A 17,769-nucleotide genomic window follows, 5' to 3' on the forward strand; every position below is an offset into this window, starting at 1 on the left:
ACCTTTACCACAGGACGGGATTTGCGTCTACAAATCCCGTCCCGAACGCGCAGGAGCGGTGCAACAATGCGACTGATAGCTGCGATAATGACACTGATTGCCCTCGCCGCCTCGGGGCTGGCGGGTCAAAAGCTTCATGAAACGCTGAACACCCCCGGCGACGAAGTCACAGGCGTCCGTGTCACGGATGGCGAGGTTGCCGAACCGCAACCACCGGCCCAGCCGCCAAGACCAAGGCGCTGGCCCGCCGTGTTCGGAGAGCTTCAGCCCCCCAAACCGCCGCCCGCTGCTGAACCGCAGCCACCCGCCCCGACGCCCGAACCTCAGCCGCCACGCCCCCCGCTGGACAGTCTCGGCTATGCCCTGAAAGGGGTTGTGCGCGTGGATCAGAAGATCTGGGCGATGGTGTCGCATCCCACCGGCGATCAACTGATGCGGGTGGGCGACACGCTCAGCAACGGGGCGACCGTCAAGCGCATCGACGAGCAGGGTGTGTGGGTCGACAACGGGGGTGATGATCTGGCGCTCCTCGGATTTGTCGAGGAAAAGCAACCGCCCGGCTGACAATGCCGCGCGACCGATTGGCCACATCCCGCGGGATTGCGCATGAAAGACGTGCATCGCTGTCGAATATGCGCTAGGATTCAAGCCAATACATGGCAAATCCCCCGAATGCGGTCATCAAGAACCTGCACCGGGCTTGAGGCAGAGAGCGGTCATGAAACGTATTTTATCCCTGAGGGCGGCAATGCTGGCCCTTTCTATGGCATGTTGTCAGGCTCTCGCCTGGGTTGTGGTCACGGCCCCCCCGGCTGCTGCCCAGATTGAACTGGACCTGCGCGATGCGGATCTGCGCAGCTTTGTCGAGATCGTGTCAGAGGCAACCAACCGCAGCTTTGTGCTGGACCCCAATGTGCGCGGCACTGTCACGGTGCTGGCCCCCGATACGCTGACCCCGGCGGAACTCTACGACGTCTTCCTGAACGTTCTTGAACTGAACCGGCTGACCATCGTGCAGGGATCCAGCGTCGACCGGATCGTCCCGATGAACGTTGCGCGCGAACTGTCCTCCGGCCCGGCACGGACCGCACCCAAAGGCTTCGAGACCCGGGTGATCGAGGTCAACAATGTACCCCTGACAGAGATCATCGAAGTGATCCGCCCCCTGCTCCCCGCGGAGGCCGTGCTGTCCCCCGTTCCGGGGTCCAACCTGCTGATCCTGTCGGACAGGGGCCAGAACCACGCCCGGATCGAAGCCTTGATCCGCCGTCTGGACACCCCGCGCGAACGGCCCATCGAAATGGTACGCCTGCGCAATGCCGATGCCGCCGAGGTGCTGCAGGTGATCCAGTCCATGCAGATCGTTCCCGACGATGCGGCGGTCTCCATCGACCGGCGTTCCAATGCGCTGATCGTCTCCGGCTCTGACAGCCTGGTGCAGCAGATCCGCACGCTTGCCTCGCGGCTGGACACGCAGAACGCCAATGTCGCCTCCCGCGCGGTCGAATTGAACTATGCCGATGCCACCCGTCTTGCGGATGTGGTGACCCGCGCCATCACCAACGAACAACGCGCCGAAACCGATGCGGCTGTCCGGATCATTGCGGAGACACAGACAAATACCCTGCTGATCACCGCCCCGCCCGAACAGATGGGCGACATCATCGAAATGGTACATTTCCTTGATCGCCGCCCCACCCAGGTGCTGGTCGAAGCGGTCATCTTTGAAATGTCGGTCATTGGCTTTGCCGACCTGTCCGCGCAATTCGGCGCAATCCTCAACGACGCGATCATCGGCGGCGTGGAGTTCACTCTGGACGGGCGTCCCAGCCTGACCAGCCTTGTGTCCTCCGTTCTGAACAACACCACAAACACCGTGCCGACCCCGGGCAACGGCGGCTATTTCGGCGTCGGCGCGCGCAATTCCAGCGGTGAGGGCATCGTCGGGCTGCTCGGCGCCATCGCCTCCACGAATTCGACCCGCCTTTTGTCCACCCCCTCGATCATGACCCTGAACAACCAGGAAGCCGAGATCGTGGTGGCGCAGAATGTACCGTTCGTGACCGGTTCCTTCGCCCAGGTTGGTGAAACCGCCCAGCCGGACAACCCGTTCCAGACCATCGAACGCCAGGATGTGGGCCTGACCCTCAAGGTGACACCGCAGATCAACGCGGACCGCACCGTGCGGATGGAGATCGAACAGGAAGTATCGAACCTGACCAACAGCAAGTCCTCAGCGGGGGGAGAGATCACGGCACGCCGGGCCCTGTCCACAACCGTTCTGGTGCGCGACGGCAATGTGATCATGTTGGGCGGGCTTCTGGAAAATGGCTCCGGGTCCGTGTCGCAACGGGTTCCAGGGCTCAGCAAATTGCCACTTGTCGGTGGTCTGTTCCGGGGCAAGAACGCCAACAAGAACCAGCGCGTGCTGCTGGTCATGTTGCGCCCGCGGGTGGTCAAGGATGACCATGAAGCCCGCAAGATCACCACAGCGATTGCCCGTGAGGCGAAAAACGCGACCCTTGCGCTGCAACCCCCCGATGATGGACAGTACCCGAAGACGCCCAGTGGCACCCTGCCCTTCGATGGCGTGGATTTGAACCAACCCTTTGACGCCGGATTTGTCGATGACTTTGCGCAAAACCGAAACTATCCCCCCCTCCCGACCCGGCTTCGGTTCAAAGGAGGACGTGACTGATCCGGCCCCGGCAGAGCGGCGTTTGCCGTTCGTCTTTGCCCGCGATCAGCAGGTGATACTGGATGGTTCGGATATCATCCTGGGACCGGCCGCCACCCAGACAGGCCTGCGCGAGGCGCAGCGGCGCGCGGCAAGGCAGGGGCCGCTGACCCTTGTCACCCAGGATGCAGCAGGTTTCGAAACAACGCTGGCACGGGTCTATCAATCCAAGGACGACAGCACCGACACGCAGAACACGTTGTCCTTTGACCTGGAAGACACCGGCGGCGGTGGTCAGGGTCCGGCCCGCCAGCGCGATCTTCTGGAAGATTCCGGCGATGCTCCGGTCATTCAACTGGTGAATCAACTGCTGCGCCGCGCCGTGACGGCGGGTGCGTCAGACCTGCACATCGAGCCCTATGAAGGCGGCCTGCGGGCGCGAATGCGCGTTGATGGTTTTCTAAAGACGGTGATGGACCGCTCTGACGTGCCCGTAAAGCGGGTGGTGTCGCGGCTCAAGGTCATGGCCGGTCTCGACATCGCGGAAACGCGGCTGCCGCAGGACGGGCGCATCCCCCTGTCCTTGGGCGGGCGGCAGATCGACACTCGCGTCAGCTCGCTTCCCGGCAACTACGGCGAACGGATCGTTCTGCGGATTCTGGACCGCTCTGCCGGGCTCATGGAGTTGTCCGACCTGGGTCTCAGCAAGGATCAGGTCACGCTGCTGCACCGGCTGGCGGCGCTGCCGAACGGCGTGATCCTCGCCACCGGGCCGACAGGTGCGGGCAAGACGACCACACTCTACTCCCTGCTGAAGCTGGCCAACCGGGACGAGCGCAATATCGTCACTGTCGAGGATCCCATCGAATACGATCTTCCCGGCATCTCCCAGTCCCAGATCAACGCCGAGATCGGGATGACCTTTGCCAACGGGCTGCGCGCCACCTTGCGGCAGGATCCGGATGTGATCCTCGTGGGGGAGATCCGCGACGGCGAAACCTCCAGCGTGGCCGCACAGGCCGCACTGACCGGGCACCTCGTGTTTTCCTCGCTGCACGCCAACGGATCGGTGGGCGCGGTGGTGCGCCTGCGCGACCTGGGGCTGGACGACTTCCTGATCGCGGCCACCCTGCGCGGCGTGATTGCCCAGCGGCTGCTGCGCCGCCTGTGCAGCGCCTGCCGCCGCCCCCATGCACCAAGCGAGGCCGAGGCCGAACATTTCAACCGACATGGCCTGCGGGTTCCCGAAACCATTTACGCCGCAGAAGGCTGCACAGCCTGCGGCAATTCCGGTTATGCGGGCCGGGTCGGTATCTTCGAGATGATCGAAGTAGGTGAAGCCCTGCGTGCGGCCATTGATGCCGGCGCCAGCGAAGCCGAGATGCGCAGGCTGGCACTGACCGGGCGGGAAACCTTGATCGGACAGGGCCTGATCGAAGTCGCGGCGGGACGGACCAGCATCGCCGAGACCCTCCGCGTGGTCGGGGACGTCGCGTGAGAGCTTACGCCTATGTTGCGTACACCAAAGCGGGAAAGCGCAAATCCGGCACGGTGATCGCCGATACCGAAGCCCATGCCGCTGCCCAGCTTGCCGAAAAGGGACTTTTCGTCTCTGAGCTGAATGAACGGCGCAACAGAACGACATCGGGGCTTTTTTCCGGCCAGAGACGCACCACCCTGAGCCCTGACCTTCAAGCGGTGTTCACCCGGCAAATGGCTGTCCTGCTGGGTGCCGAACTGCCGGTGGACGAAGCATTGGAAGCGGTCCGGCAAGGCGGACACCCCAGCCTTGATGCGGTGGCCGCGCGGGCGCGCGCGGACCTGATGGATGGCTCAACCCTGTCGGATGCATTGCGACGGACACAGGCGGGCTTTGCCCCCTATTATGTCGCATCCGTCCGGGCCGGTGAGACGGCCGGCAACCTCGCCGGTGTGTTCAACGAACTTGCCGATCACCTTGAAAACCAGGGGGTGGACAAGGCACAGATCTCGACCGCGCTGATCTATCCTGCATTTGTCGCCGCTGTCGCCCTGCTGGTCTGTGCGATCCTCATGGTCAACGTCGCGCCTGAGATCGTGGCGATGTACGAGCTGTCCGACCAGCCGCTGCCCTCCATCACGCAGGTGGTGCTGGGCATCAGCAACTGGATACAGGCCAATTTCACCATTCTGCTGATCGGCCTGGCGTGCCTTGTCGCTTTCGGCTTTGCCTCCGGGCGTGTGCCTGCCATCCGTGCCCAGCGCGACAAGCTGTTCTTGCGCCTGCCATTGGTGGGCCGTTTCATGCGCCTGTCCGCCGCCGTGCAATATCTGCGCACGCTGGCGCTGGTTCTCAGCAGCAGGAACACCGTGCCTGTCGCCATCCAGAACGCTTCCGAAGTCTTGGATGTGGCCCGGTTCCAGCAGGAAGCCGCACAGGTTTCGCTGGCGATCTCGCGGGGCGAGACGATGTCGCAGGCGCTGCGCGCGCTGACGATCATCCCGCCCGTCGCAAGACAACTCATCCAGGCGGGGGAGGCCTCTGTCAGGCTGGCCAGCATGACAGAACGCAGCGCGGTGCTGGTCGAGAACGGCCTTTCCACCGAACGCAAACGCATTGCCGCATTGCTTGAACCGGCCTTGATGATGCTGGTGGGCGCAATGGTGCTGGTCATTGTCCTTGCCGTGCTGCTGCCGATCTTCGACCTGCAGGCCGTTGTGGCGGGCTGAGCCCCGGTTCCGGCGCGGGTCCTGCACTTGCGGTAACGCCCGCCCAGCTGATCGAATGCCCATGCGTGCAACACGCGCGGCAAAAGAATTTCACTGAATTGCCGATTCGACTGTATAATCTTCTGGTTTGATCCACTTGATTTCCACGTCGGAGCTTTTCTGAATGCGCCAAGCAACTGGCAAATCTGCACCAATTTGCAATTTCCTGGCTGCCAACCCGTCAGATGCACCCGATTGGCTGCCCCTGCCTCCGCCGCCCTCGCACCGCTGGCCGGAGACGCAATTCAACCAGGCTTATCAGGACTTCCTGGATGCACATGTCGCCTACTGGGGCAGCGAGGAATGCGTTGTTCTGCCCAAATTTGCGGGAAATGCCCTGCGGACCGTGGCCAACTGGCGGCGCGGCTGCCGCGCCGTCGATGTGATCATGCCCATGGGCACCCCGGTTGCCAGTTTCATGGACCGGCGCGGACGGCCCAGTGATCGCTGGGATGGCGGCGAAGGTCTGGGGATCACCGGCAATCACACCACCCATTCCGGCGTGCTGGCGGGCTACCTCCTGGACGCCTACGGATCGGTCATCGGTCTGAAGCTTTGGGAAATCTACCCCGGCGCCGGCCGGGTGCGTCGGCGGATCTATCCGGTGGACGACAGCCGCTTTGGCACGGCGAACGCGCGGGCCTACCATGCGGTATTCGATATCGACCAGGCACCGCTTGGCGGCCCGGATAATCCGTATTATCGCCTTTGGCTGGCAAAACGTCAGACGCCTCCGGTCCGGTCAGGCTGGGCCGCCCACACGCCAGCCGCAGCCGGGCGTTGCGCAACGCCCCTGCCGCGCGTCCAACCCTTGCGCCTGGGCCCCAAGGCGTGACCGGCAGCCCCAGCTTCCTGCGCCGCCTGCTGCGACGGTCCGCCAGTGCTTTGGATAGTCCCGATACCGTTCAGCCAGCCCCGCAACGCATTCTGATCACGCAGCGGGAGCTGAAGAACTACGGCGGCTCGGAGTTCTTCGCCATCGAGGTCGCGCGCGCCCTCAAGAACCGGGGACGCGAGGTTGCCATCTATTGCCCTGCCCCCGGAAAACTGGCCAATATCGTCACGCCCAGCGGTATCCCGGTCTGCGAAACACCTGCTGAGGTGCCCTTCACACCTGATGTGATCCACGGTCAGCATCATTTGCCGACCATGGCGGCGCTCGCGCATTTCCCGGACACGCCCGCAATTTACTGCTGGCACGGCACAAGGCCCTGGGTCGAACGCCCCCCCGTCCATCCCCGCATCCGCTTTCATGTGGTCACGTCGGAGCGGATGGCCCCCCGGCTGGCCACCGAAACCACCATCCCCGAAGACCGTATCGTCACGATCCCCAATTTCGTCGATCTGGAGCGTTTCTCCCGGGTGCGCAAGACCATCGCCAGACCGGCACGCGCTGTCCTTTATGGCCAGTCAGGGTTCTACCCCGCAGAGCTGGAGCTGCTTGAAACGGCCTGCGCGGATCATGGCATCGCGCTGGACAAGGTTGGCTATGCATATGGCAACCCCCGCCCCCGCCCGGAGTATTTCCTGCCCGACTACGACATCGCATTTGCCATCGGACGCTCGGCCATCGAAGCGGCGGCCAGCGGATGCGCGGTGATCCCGGTTGTGCCGCAACTTGCCGGGGCAATTGTGGTTCCGGACACGCTCGACGATTGGGCCGCTTCCAATTTCAGCCCGCGTTACTTTACCTCGGCCAGCGTCATGGACAGCGATTGGCTGGGCCGGCAACTGGCAGACTTCGACCAGGAAAAGGTACGCCAGGTCACCCATGCGATCCGCGATCGCTTCTCGATTGGTCCCGCAATCACTGAATTCGAAAGCCTGTATCTGCGGGCGGGTTCAACCGGCCCGGCACAGGGAAGCGGGTCCGAATTCGGGCTCTACCTGACCACCATGGCCCATGAAATAGATGCCATGTGGGGCGATCTGGAGTGCCGCAAGGTAGATGAGCCCACAATCCAGGCCCGCATTGCCGCACTGGAAGCGGCGCTGGCCGACGCAGAGAACCGCACGCGCGCCCTGACGGACAAATTGCTCGAACAGGCGCCGGCACCATCCGGTTCGGAAAATTCATGAGATGCCCGCCTGACGAGGTTTCCCGCTGTTCGCCGCAGGCTGCACCGGGTTCGCAGTGTCGGTTCGCCTGCACGCCAAAGCCACGCGTCTTTGACACGCCCTGCCAGTTTCCTGCGTTCACGGGTGATCATCTGGGTGCCAACAGGTATCTGGTCACGCCATCCCAGGCTTATGCGCTCACATTTGGCCGGGATCAGTCGGCCCGGACCCAAGGACGTCCTTGATAAAGGTCGTCATCCAGTCATAGGCGGTCCGGCGCTGGCCTGTGCCCTTGTGCGCCAGGAGTCTGACAGTGAACCGCGGCAGAGGAATCGGGATATCGAGCACCTGCAGGTTCCAGGTCTCCGAAAAGGCGACGGCGCTGCGGTGCGGCACCACGCCGATCAGGTTGCTTTCCCTGATCGTGGCGGGCAACACGTTGAACTGCGCCAGGGTCAGGCGCACATCAAAGGCGGGTTCGTCAGCGTGGACAACATGGCTCACGGCCTGCCAGTGCCCTGCGGCATCGGAAACAACCGCATGGGCCGCGTTTCGGAAAGTCTCTTCGTCCAACGCGCCCTGAATCGTCGGGTGATCGCGACGGACGATGGCCGCATAGTGTTGGTCGATAAGGTCTATCTGAGACAATGCGGGGTCCTGGGTTTCCAGCTTGCCGATTGCAAAGTCGAGACGCCCGGACTTCAGCAGAGAATCCACCTGGGTAATCTCCAGTGGCGTCGCCTCGATCCGTATGCCAGGTGCCCGTTTCTGAAGAGCGCCGACAAGTGGCGGCAGGAATGTCAGCGCCCCGATATCCGAAAACGCGATGGTGAACCGGTCCCTTGTGGTTTTGGGGTCAAAGGGTTCGTCCGCACGAAACGTGCCTTCCAGCTGGTTCAGCGGACTGCGGCATTCGAGATAAAGCTGGGTGGCAAGTGACGTCGGGGTCATGGACCGCGACCCCCGGATGAACATCTGGTCGCCGGTGATGTCACGCAACCGTCCCAAACCCTGCGATATCGAGGGCTGAGAGACATTCAGGCGCTCTGCGGCCCCCGTTGTCGAACCGCATTCGTGCACCGCAACCAGTATCCGAAGGAGGCCGAGATCGTTCACCTGTTTTCCTGCCGTATATTACTGGACAGGAGTTATTTAATGTATGCACCAAGTTCAGTCTAGCGCTAACATGAGCCTGCTTCGTAACCCGCCACATCCCTATCCATTGGCCCGGCACCGGGTCTGAACCCTGAAACGACAGGGCGCAGCGGGGCCGATCAGACCAGCAAGTCCCGCGGCACCCTCACGCCTCAGGCATCGGGGGCTGCGGTCTTGCACGCCTTGGTCCAGTCTTCTGTCAGGCGCAGGATCACCTTGCCGCCAAGGTCCGCCGCCGAGGTTCCAACCCACAGCGCATAATCCCCTGCCGGCGCTTTCCACGCATTGCTGTCCACATCGAAATAGGCCAGGTCGCGCATGTCCAGTGCGATCCGCACCTCGGAGGCCGCGCCCGTTTCCAGAGTCAACGCCTTGAACCCGCGCAGCTCCTTGACCGGTCTTCCCCGCCCTTCCGGCGGCGCGACATAAAGCTGTACGACAGCCTTGCCACGACGTTGCCCGGTGTTCATAACCGGAACAGTGACCGTCACGCTGCCGCCCGCGTCGATCTCGGAGGCCGAAGCCACCGGCGCGCCGATCTCAAAGTCGGTGTAGGACAGGCCGAACCCGAACGGATACAAGACACCCGCCCCACCCTTTGCGTCGTAATGCCGATACCCAATGAACACGCCCTCGTCATAGCTGACATGGCCGTTGTCGCCCGGATAGTTGCCGGTGGTCGGATTGGCGTCGAGCGCATTCGGGAAGGTCTGTGGCAAGCGCCCGCCTGGCTCCGCATCGCCCATCAGGACATCGGCAACGCCGTGCCCAAGCTCCTGCCCCGGATACCAGGCCTCAAGGATCGCAGCCACGTCGTCTTTCCACGGCATGACCACCGGTCCGCCGGTCTGAAGCACAACCACGGTGTTGGGGTTGGCTGCGGCCACGCGCGCAATCAACGCGTCTTGCTCGCGCGGCAGCGACAGGCCCGGCAGGTCCCGCCCCTCGCTGTCCCACTCGGGTGTGCGTCCCACAAAGAGCACAGCAACCTCGGCATCGCGCGCGATCTCTTCCGCGCGCTTCAGCCCGGCTTCGCCGAGCGGACGGTGAACGCCGACGCGGAAGGCCTGGATGCCGTCCATGACTCCGGTGGTGGACTGGTAATCGACCCGGAAGTGGTAGGTCTTTCCTGCTTCAAGGTCGATCTCCACGATCCGCTCGTCACCACCGAAATCGTAATAGGTCGCCCCTGTCGGCTCCCAACCGTCCCAGCCATCGACGACCAGCGCGTCATCGACATAGAGACGGGCAAGACCGGCATTCGCCAGACCCAGCTCATGGCGGCCACTTTCGGTCGGCGTGAATTCGAACGTGTTGCGGACCGAGAACACCTTGAGGTCTACGCCCGGCTCGTTTGAGCCGAACCATTTGGCATCGGATTGGTTGTACTGCTTCTCAAACGCAACCGGCCCGGTAAAATCCGGGCTGTTGTAAAAGGTCGAAGTCATCGGCCCCTGCACCACCGGCAGAAGCAGATGGTTCGCGCAGCCGGTCTCGAAACGGATGTCCAGCTCGTCGCGGGCCTTGAGGCCTTCCAGCGGGCTGATGCGATAATGCGCATTCACCCGCGCGCTGCCGCCGCCCATGATCCGGGCCACATCGGCATTCGGCCCGATGACGGCCACCTTGGCCTTCTGGCCGGATTGCAGCGGCAGGATGCCATTGTTCTTGAGCAGCACGGTCCCTTCGGCCACGGCCCGCCGGATCAGCGCGCGATGGTGCGGGGCATCGACCGATTGCTCCTCTTTCGGGTTTTCCTTGATGCGGACACCCGCGCGGTCGACCAGACCCAGAATGCGCCGCGCCCCGTCGGTGACCATATCGATGTTCACCTCACCGCGCTCGATCGCATCGAGCAGCTTTTGCCCGCGATAAAGCGCCGGTCCGGGCATTTCGAGGTCGAGACCCGCGTTCATGCTCTCCGCCGTGGTCTTTACCGCCGTCCAGTCAGAGACCACCACCCCGTCAAAGCCGTATTCGTCCTTCAGCAGGTCACTCAACAGCCACTTGTGCGCGCTGGTGTAGGTGCCGTTGAGCTTGTTGTAGGAACACATGACGGCCCAGACACCCGCCGCGACCGCCGCCTCGAAGGGCGGTAAATAGATTTCCCGCAGCGCCCGGATGCCGATATCGCTCGACATGGTCATCCGCTGATATTCGCTCTCGTTGCCGATGAAGTGCTTGATCGTGGCACCAATCCCGTTCGATTGCAGCCCGTCGATATAGGCCAGCGCGATCTCGGTCGTCAGTTCGGGATCTTCGGAATAACATTCGAAGTTGCGGCCATTGAGCGGCCCGCGATGCATGTTGACCGTCGGTGCCAACAGGACGTTGGCGCCCTTGGTCCGGGTTTCCTCTGCCAGGGCCGCGGCAATCTCGCGGACAAGCTCCGGGTTCCAGCTTGACCCCAGCGCAATCCCCGCCGGGAAGACCGCCGCCGTCGGGCCGTTCTCGGTCACCCCGCCGCGCGCCCCGTTGGGGCCATCGGTGACCTTCGCAGCAGGCACGCCAAGCCGTTCGATGGCGACTGTTTCCCAGAAGTTGGCACCCGCGAGGAGAGAGACCTTTTCCTCAAGCGTCAGTTTTTGCAGAGTGTCTTCAACCCAGGCAGTATCCATCATCATTCCTTCTAATTTTTTGGCTTCGATCAAAGCCGCACGCCGGATTCCGCATCAAAGAGCGAGAGGGTGCGGGACGAGAAACCAAGCTCCATTTCAGTGCCGCGCGGCGGATTGAGCTTCAGCTCGCTGCCAAAGCGGACCGACGCCTTCTGACCTGCTGTGGTGCCCCACAGCACGCTGTCGGCCCCCATCGACTCGGATACCTTGACGGTGAAAGGCAGGCGCAAAGGCAGGTCCCCGGCATCGACGAACAGATGCTCTGGCCGGATGCCCAGCACCGCAGTGACGGACTGCCCGACCGGCGCGTCAAAGGCATAGTCGGATACGTCAATTTCCGGTCCGTCATTGATCACGAAGACGGTCTTGCCCGCCTCTGAGCGCAGGCTGCCGTCAAAGAAGTTCATGCCGGGCGAACCAACAAACCCCGCCACGAAAAGGTTCGCAGGGCGTTCGTAGATATCCTCGGGCGAGGCAAGCTGCTGGATCACGCCGTTCTGCATGACGGCGATGCGGGTGGCCAGGGTCATGGCTTCGACCTGATCATGGGTCACATAGATCATGGTTTTGCCGATGGTCTGGTGCAATTCCTTCAGCTCGACCCGCAGTTCCGCGCGCAGCTTGGCGTCGAGGTTCGAAAGGGGTTCGTCGAAGAGATAGATATCGGCATCCCGCACCAGCGCCCGCCCGATGGCCACGCGCTGGCGCTGACCACCGGACAGGGCCGCCGGGCGCCGCTTCAGATAGGGTTCGATCTGGAGCATCTTTGACACCCGGTCGATACGCCGCGCGATCTCGTCCTTGGGCATCTTCGCCATGCGCAGGCCAAAGCTCAGGTTTCCCTCGACCGTGGTCTGCGGGTAAAGCGCGTAGGACTGGAAAACCATCCCGATGCCGCGATCCTTCGGTTCCGCGAGGGTCTTGTCCTCGCCACCGATGCGGACCTTGCCGCCGGTCACGTCGATGAGCCCCGCAATCGCGTTGAGCAAGGTCGACTTGCCACAGCCAGAGGAGCCGAGCAGTACGATAAACTCGCCTTCTGCAATCAACAGGTTGAGGTCTTTCAGTACGCTTACGGCACCAAATTGGACGTCGAGATTTTCGATTGAAACTTCAGCCATGTCTTATCCCTTCACGGCGCCGGCAGCGATACCGCGCACAAACCAGCGCCCGGAAGCCAGATAGATTATCAGGGGAACCGCAGCGGTAAGGATGGTTGCGGCCATGTTCACGTTGTAGGCCTTCTCGCCCTGCGTCGAATTGACGATGTTGTTCAGCAAGACCGTCATCGGCTGGTTGTCTGATCCGGCAAACACCAGACCGAACAGGAAGTCGTTCCAGATGTGTGTGCTTTGCAGGATGACCGCGACGATCAGGATCGGCGGCGAGAGCGGCAGGATCAGCCGGATGAAGATGACCCAGAAGCCACCGCCATCGACCCGGGCCGCGCTGAACAGATCACGGGGCAGCCCGGCATAGTAGTTGCGGAACAGGAGCACCATGATCGGCATGCCAAAGATCACGTGAATGGCCACGATCCCGGCAAGGCTGTTGTAAAGCCCCACCTGGCTCAGCATCCGCACCAACGGGTAGATAAAGACCTGATAGGGAATGAAGGCCGCAACAAGCAGGATGCCAAAGATCAGCTCGGTGCCTTTCGGACGCCAGAACGAAAGGGCATAGCCCGTCACCGCCCCCAGCAGGATCGACAGCACCGTCGCGGGCACCATGATCATGACCGAGTTGAAGAATCCGACCGACAGGCCATTGCAGTTCAGACCCGTACAGGCGGAGTTCCAGGCCGTGATCCAGGCCTCCAGCGTCGGGGCGTCCGGCAGGGCAAAGATCGAGGTGACGCGGATTTCATCCATCGTCTTCAGCGAGGTCACGACCATCACGTAGAAGGGCATCAGGAAGAAGGCCGCCGAGATCACCAGGAAAGCGTAGACGCCGGTGCGGGCCAATGTCTTTTCAGAATTCGCACGCATGATCATGCCTCCGCTTTCTGCGCCATGTAGCGGCGCGCGTAATACATCGGAACCAGGATCGCGATGACGGCGACCAGCATCATGATCGCGCCCGCATTCGCCAGGGCGACGTTCTGGCGGGCAAACAGGTTTTCCATCACGAACTTGGCGGGAACTTCCGTGGCATTCCCCGGGCCGCCGCCGGTCAGGGCAACAACAAGGTCATAGGCCTTCACAACCGAGACAGCGAGCAGCACGGTGGCCGTTGCCGCCATCGGCGCGATGATCGGCAGAACGATGGAAGTATAGACACGCCATTTCGCGATGCCGTCGATCCGCGTGGCCTTCCACAGGTCCTCGTCGACGCCCCGCAGACCCGCCAGCAGGATGGCCATGACCAGCCCGCTGCCCTGCCACACGGCGGCAAGGACAAGGATATAGATCGCCCGGTCGGGCTGCACGATCCAGTCGAAGGTAAAGTTCTCGAACCCAAGGCCCCTGACCGCGGCCTGAATGCCGAAACCGGGGTTCAGCACCCACTGCCAGACCAGGCCGGTGACCACGAAAGACATGGCGTAGGGATAAAGGAAAACCGTGCGAAAGAACGCCTCGCCCCGGATCCGCTGATCCATCATGATCGCCATGATAAAGCCGAAGACCAGGCAGATCGCGATGAAGAGCACGCCGAACACGATCAGATTGGTCACCGCCACCTGCCAGGCCGGCAGTTTCAGCAGCAGTTCGTACTGGTGGAAGAAGTTGAACTTGTAGATGGGCAGAAGTTTGGAGTTGGTCAGGGAAATGACGAACGTCCAGACAGTCGAGCCGACAAGTGCAACAAGCACGATGATCCAGACCGGCAGCATCGCCAGATAGACATGCGCGCGCGTTCCCGAAAATTTAGCCATCGCCAGATCCTCCATTGACGCGTGGGTGGTGCGCGCCGCAGGCAGCCCTGCGATGCGCATTTCTGGTCGGACTCAGGATCAGTAGTTTTCCAGGATGCCCGCGACGGTTTCGACGTAGTCGTCGGCGGTCGCATCGGGGTTGACCCAAAGCACCTTCAGCTCGGACCCCAACGCCCCGAGCTTCTCGGGCGAGAAGTTGATGAAGAGCGCCATGACCGAATTGCCGTCCGAGATCGCCTTGGCCCCCGCCGCCGCACAGGCGTTGAACTTGGATGTGTCCACGCCTGAGCGTACCGGCAGCGAGCCCATGGTCGCGGTGAACTCGGCCTGAACCTCGACAGAGGTGGTGACCTCGGCCAGTTTGGTCTGCGCTTCGGTCAGCCCGTCGCCCTTGGCGGGCATCGCCCAGACATCCCCGGCCACAACCAGCGGGGCCTGGTTCGGACCGACACCGCAAAGCACTTCTTTGCCGGGGGTAAAGCCTGCGGCACCGATTTCGCCAATCGCCCAGCCGCCCATGATGAAGAAGCCCGCTTCGCCGTTCAGGATCATCTGGTTGGTGATGTTCCACTGACGGCCGGAGACGCCGGAATCCGCATAGCTCGGCAGTTTCGCCATGATCTCTGCCACCGGGCGGAATGCGTCGGAGCGGACGAACTCGGCACCATCGGGTCCGGTGAACTTGCTCCACTCCTCGGTGCCGAGGACCGATGCAAGCACCGCCTGGAATGTGTTCATGAACCAGACGTCGCGGTCACCCGCCTAGGCAAAGGGCACAATGCCCGCTTCGCGCAGCTTGTCGCCGGTTTCAAAGAATTCGTCCCAGGTTTGCGGCATTCCGGCACCCACCTTGCCGAGCGCATCCGCAGAAGCGAAGAGGAAGTTGGTGCCCTGAAGCTGGATCGGCACGCCGTAGATGTGCCCGTCCCGGGTCACGGCATCCAGCACGGCCTGGGGCATGACGCTGGCCCAGTCATTCGCTTCGGCCACAGCATCAATCGGTGCCAGAACGGCGCTGTCGACAAGGTTGTCGATATCCGCGCCAAGGTTGAATTGCGCCGCGTCGGGCGGGTTGCCACCGACCATCCGGCTGATCGCGGATGTCTTCGCGGCGTCACTGCCGGCCACGGCCTGGTCGATCCATTCGCCGCCGGTGTCACCGTAGGCATCAGCAATCACGCCAACGCCCGCCGACTCCGCAGCGGATGTCCACCAATGAATGACCTCCGCAGATTGCGCGTTCGCAGTCACGGCCGTCGTCGCGGTCATGGCAAGAGCCAGAGCAAGATACTTCATTTATCCTCCCAATCGGCGACTGACCTATTCCTGGCGGTCGCCCCAAATCCGTTTGTGGTTTCGCATGCCTGACTTTACACCTCTCAAAGTCCATACGTGGCGGTTGGTATAGGCGCTAACATGATAGTCGAAAAATTATTTAACGCTCTTGAGTGTTATTGGAAAAATAATATCACTCGGGAAATGGCGTAAATTTGCGGCCTGTCTGTCGCTACTTGTGGTTGCAGACCCAGCCTTCGGCCCGCAGACGGTCTTCGCCCCCGGTTCATCATCTCGCGCAAGCAAAGCAACCGTTGGTCCCGGCCACCAAACGCTTTGATCTGGCTTAAACGGATCGCCACCCGTTATGATGCACCTCATGACCTCGACCAGCGACATACCGCTTCCCTTGCGCAATGCCCGTGTTCACGAGGCGTTCGGACCGGGTGCGGTAAGTTTTGCGGCCGTTGCGGCGGCGCGGGCCGGGACTGTGCTGTGGATCCGGGAGGCCTGGCAGACAGAGGCCATCAATCCAATGGGACTGTCGGTCTTCTTCGACCCGTCGAAACTGCTGCTGGCCCAGACCAGGGACCAGACCGAATCGCTCGCCATCGCGGAAGAGGCGCTTAAGGACGGCGCGGTACCGCTGGTCATTATCGAGACCAGCCGCCCGCTTGATCTGCGCATGGGGCGACGGTTGCTGCTTGCCGCAAAGGCGGGCCAGGCCACCGGATTGTGCCTGATCCCCGAAGGCATGGGCGGCAACGCTGCCGAAACCCGGTGGCATTGCACCCCGGTTTTCGATGCTGATGACTCGACTCTGATGCGCTGGGAAACTATCAAGAACAAATCAGGAACATTGGGGGCCTGGCATGTTCGATGGCATACAACGGCGCGTCGTCTCGATGTGGTTTCCCCGGCTGGCAAGCGACCGGGTTCTGCGGACGCGCCCGGTTGAAGGTCCCTTCGCGCTGACACTCAAACAGGCAAATGCAGAACGGCTGCATTGCCTGAACATGGAGGCCGAGCGGCAGGGCCTGTACCGGGGGATGACCCTGGCCGATGCGCGCGCCTTTTGTCCCGGTCTGTTCAGCCGTCCGGCCGATCCCGTTGCGGACACAGGCTTCCTGCATGTGCTGCGCCGCTGGGCCACGCGCTATTGCCCATGGGTCGGGATCGAGGGCGATGATGGCCTGGTGCTGGACATCACCGGCTCCGCGCATCTGTTCGGCAGCGAGGCGATGATGTTGGCCGATATGCGCCAGCGGTTGAGCCGTGCCGGGCTGACCGCGCGGATCGGGCTGGGCGATACGCGCGGCGCGGCCTGGGCACTGGCCCATCACGGCGAAGGCCGGACCGAAACCGGGGCGCCACTGGAGGCTTTGTCGGATTTGCCCGTTGCCGCGCTGCGGCTGGAAGAAGCCACCATTACGGGTCTGCAACGGCTGGGCCTGCGCAGGATCGGTGACCTGGAAAGCGCCGCCCGCGCCCCACTGGCCCGGCGCTTCGGCCCGGACCTGCTGCTGCGGCTGGATCAGGCGCTTGGCCGTCAGCCGGAACAGGTCACCCCGCTGTCCGAGCCACCCCATTACGGGATCCGCCTGAGCCTGCCTGAGCCAATCGGCCTGTCGGATGACGTGATGGCGGCCACATCGCGCCTGCTGGACCAGCTTTGCGCCAAGCTGAAAGCGCAGGAAGCCGGGGCGCGGGTGCTCTGCCTGACGCTGCGCCGGGTCGATCAAGAGGCACAGGCGGTCGAATTACGCCTGGCCAGCCCGCTCCGTGACGCCGCGCGCATCCTGCCGCTGTTCGCGCGCGGTGTGGGTGAGGTCGATGCCGGTTATGGGATCGACCAGATACGATTGGAGGCGGTGCAGGTTGAGCCGCTGCCGGTGCATCAGGTCAGCCATGTGTCTACGGGACGGGCGGACCAGCTGGATGACCTGATCACCCGGATCGGCACCCGGATCGGGCTGGAGAATGTGCAGCGTTTCCTGCCCGCCGACAGCCATATCCCCGAGCGCAGTTTCCTGATCGCCGCCGCTGCCTGGTCCGAACCGGGCGGGTCGTGGGTGGCCCCGCGCCCGCGCCCTGTGCGCCTGTTTCCGCCGGAATCGATTACCGGAACCGGGGCACGCCCACCCCGTCAGTTCCGTTGGCGGCGTATGTCACTGACCACGGCGCGGGCGACGGGGCCGGAACGGATCGCCCCGGAATGGTGGCTGCCCGATGACAACTGGCGCAGCGGAATACGAGACTACTGGCATGCGGAAACCCGGCAAGGGCGGCGGCTGTGGCTGTTCTACACGCCGCAAAACCCCGGCTGGTTCGTGCAGGGGGAATTCGCATGACAGCAATCCCGC

Annotated in this window: 15 protein-coding genes; 8 read left to right on the top strand and 7 right to left on the bottom strand. The window is 62.8% G+C overall.

The annotated features are described in order from the left end of the window. Positions 1–87: 87 nt before the first annotated feature. The 6 genes from ACWNZ3_RS17450 to ACWNZ3_RS17475 all read left to right on the top strand — a co-directional run bounded on the left by ACWNZ3_RS17450 (position 88) and on the right by ACWNZ3_RS17475 (position 7,504). Entirely contained in the window at positions 88–564 is a 477-nt protein-coding gene (locus ACWNZ3_RS17450) for a type II secretion system protein N (protein WP_114273834.1), read from the top strand. Positions 565–718: 154 nt separating this feature from the next. Beyond that, positions 719–2,698 carry a type II secretion system secretin GspD gene (gene gspD, locus ACWNZ3_RS17455; RefSeq protein WP_274573680.1) on the top strand — a complete coding sequence of 660 codons (1,980 nt, stop codon included), beginning with the start codon at positions 719–721 and terminating at the stop codon, positions 2,696–2,698. Beyond that, a complete protein-coding gene (locus ACWNZ3_RS17460; RefSeq protein WP_269362650.1) occupies positions 2,691–4,175 on the top strand; it encodes a GspE/PulE family protein in 1,485 nt (494 codons plus the stop codon). Before gspD ends, ACWNZ3_RS17460 begins: the two co-directional genes overlap by 8 nt. Next, positions 4,172–5,386 carry a type II secretion system F family protein gene (locus tag ACWNZ3_RS17465; protein WP_269362648.1) on the top strand — a complete coding sequence of 405 codons (1,215 nt, stop codon included), beginning with the start codon at positions 4,172–4,174 and terminating at the stop codon, positions 5,384–5,386. The genes ACWNZ3_RS17460 and ACWNZ3_RS17465 overlap by 4 nt, the downstream gene beginning before the upstream one ends. Positions 5,387–5,549: 163 nt before the next feature. Continuing rightward, a complete protein-coding gene (locus ACWNZ3_RS17470) occupies positions 5,550–6,260 on the top strand; it encodes a hypothetical protein (protein WP_496900699.1) in 711 nt (236 codons plus the stop codon). Beyond that, positions 6,257–7,504, top strand: coding sequence for a glycosyltransferase family 4 protein (locus ACWNZ3_RS17475; RefSeq protein WP_496900700.1), 1,248 nt, complete (start codon positions 6,257–6,259; stop codon positions 7,502–7,504). Before ACWNZ3_RS17470 ends, ACWNZ3_RS17475 begins: the two co-directional genes overlap by 4 nt. 177 nt (positions 7,505–7,681) lie before the next feature. On the opposite strand, the gene ACWNZ3_RS17480 is transcribed toward ACWNZ3_RS17475, so the two are convergent. From ACWNZ3_RS17480 to ACWNZ3_RS17510, 7 genes are all read right to left on the bottom strand, one after another. Continuing rightward, the gene (locus ACWNZ3_RS17480) at positions 7,682–8,599 is read right to left on the bottom strand and encodes a LysR family transcriptional regulator (protein ID WP_496900701.1); all 918 of its coding nucleotides are present in this window, start codon (positions 8,597–8,599) and stop codon (positions 7,682–7,684) included. A gap of 191 nt (positions 8,600–8,790) precedes the next feature. After that, a complete protein-coding gene (locus tag ACWNZ3_RS17485; protein ID WP_496900702.1) occupies positions 8,791–11,256 on the bottom strand; it encodes a beta-glucosidase in 2,466 nt (821 codons plus the stop codon). Between the two features lie 29 nt (positions 11,257–11,285). Beyond that, positions 11,286–12,377: an ABC transporter ATP-binding protein gene (locus tag ACWNZ3_RS17490; RefSeq protein ID WP_496900703.1), complete on the bottom strand. Its 1,092-nt coding sequence runs from the start codon at positions 12,375–12,377 to the stop codon at positions 11,286–11,288. A gap of 3 nt (positions 12,378–12,380) precedes the next feature. After that, a complete protein-coding gene (locus ACWNZ3_RS17495) occupies positions 12,381–13,244 on the bottom strand; it encodes a carbohydrate ABC transporter permease (RefSeq protein WP_269362638.1) in 864 nt (287 codons plus the stop codon). Between the two features lie 2 nt (positions 13,245–13,246). Next, the gene (locus tag ACWNZ3_RS17500; protein ID WP_496900704.1) at positions 13,247–14,131 is read right to left on the bottom strand and encodes a carbohydrate ABC transporter permease; all 885 of its coding nucleotides are present in this window, start codon (positions 14,129–14,131) and stop codon (positions 13,247–13,249) included. A 78-nt stretch (positions 14,132–14,209) separates the two neighbouring features. Further along, positions 14,210–14,869, bottom strand: a complete 660-nt coding sequence (locus ACWNZ3_RS17505; RefSeq protein WP_496900705.1) for an extracellular solute-binding protein — start codon at positions 14,867–14,869, stop codon at positions 14,210–14,212. Positions 14,870–14,893: 24 nt separating this feature from the next. After that, a complete protein-coding gene (locus tag ACWNZ3_RS17510) occupies positions 14,894–15,427 on the bottom strand; it encodes an extracellular solute-binding protein (RefSeq protein WP_496900706.1) in 534 nt (177 codons plus the stop codon). A 358-nt stretch (positions 15,428–15,785) separates the two neighbouring features. On the opposite strand from ACWNZ3_RS17510, the gene ACWNZ3_RS17515 reads away from it, so the two are divergent. Both ACWNZ3_RS17515 and ACWNZ3_RS17520 read left to right on the top strand, forming a co-directional pair. Then, positions 15,786–16,364 (top strand): ImuA family protein, encoded by a 579-nt coding sequence (locus ACWNZ3_RS17515; protein ID WP_496900707.1) that lies wholly within the window; start codon positions 15,786–15,788, stop codon positions 16,362–16,364. Beyond that, positions 16,279–17,757: a Y-family DNA polymerase gene (locus ACWNZ3_RS17520; protein ID WP_496900708.1), complete on the top strand. Its 1,479-nt coding sequence runs from the start codon at positions 16,279–16,281 to the stop codon at positions 17,755–17,757. The genes ACWNZ3_RS17515 and ACWNZ3_RS17520 overlap by 86 nt, the downstream gene beginning before the upstream one ends. Positions 17,758–17,769: the final 12 nt, after the last annotated feature.

The organism is Sulfitobacter sp. IGS-18 (genome assembly GCF_059628195.1).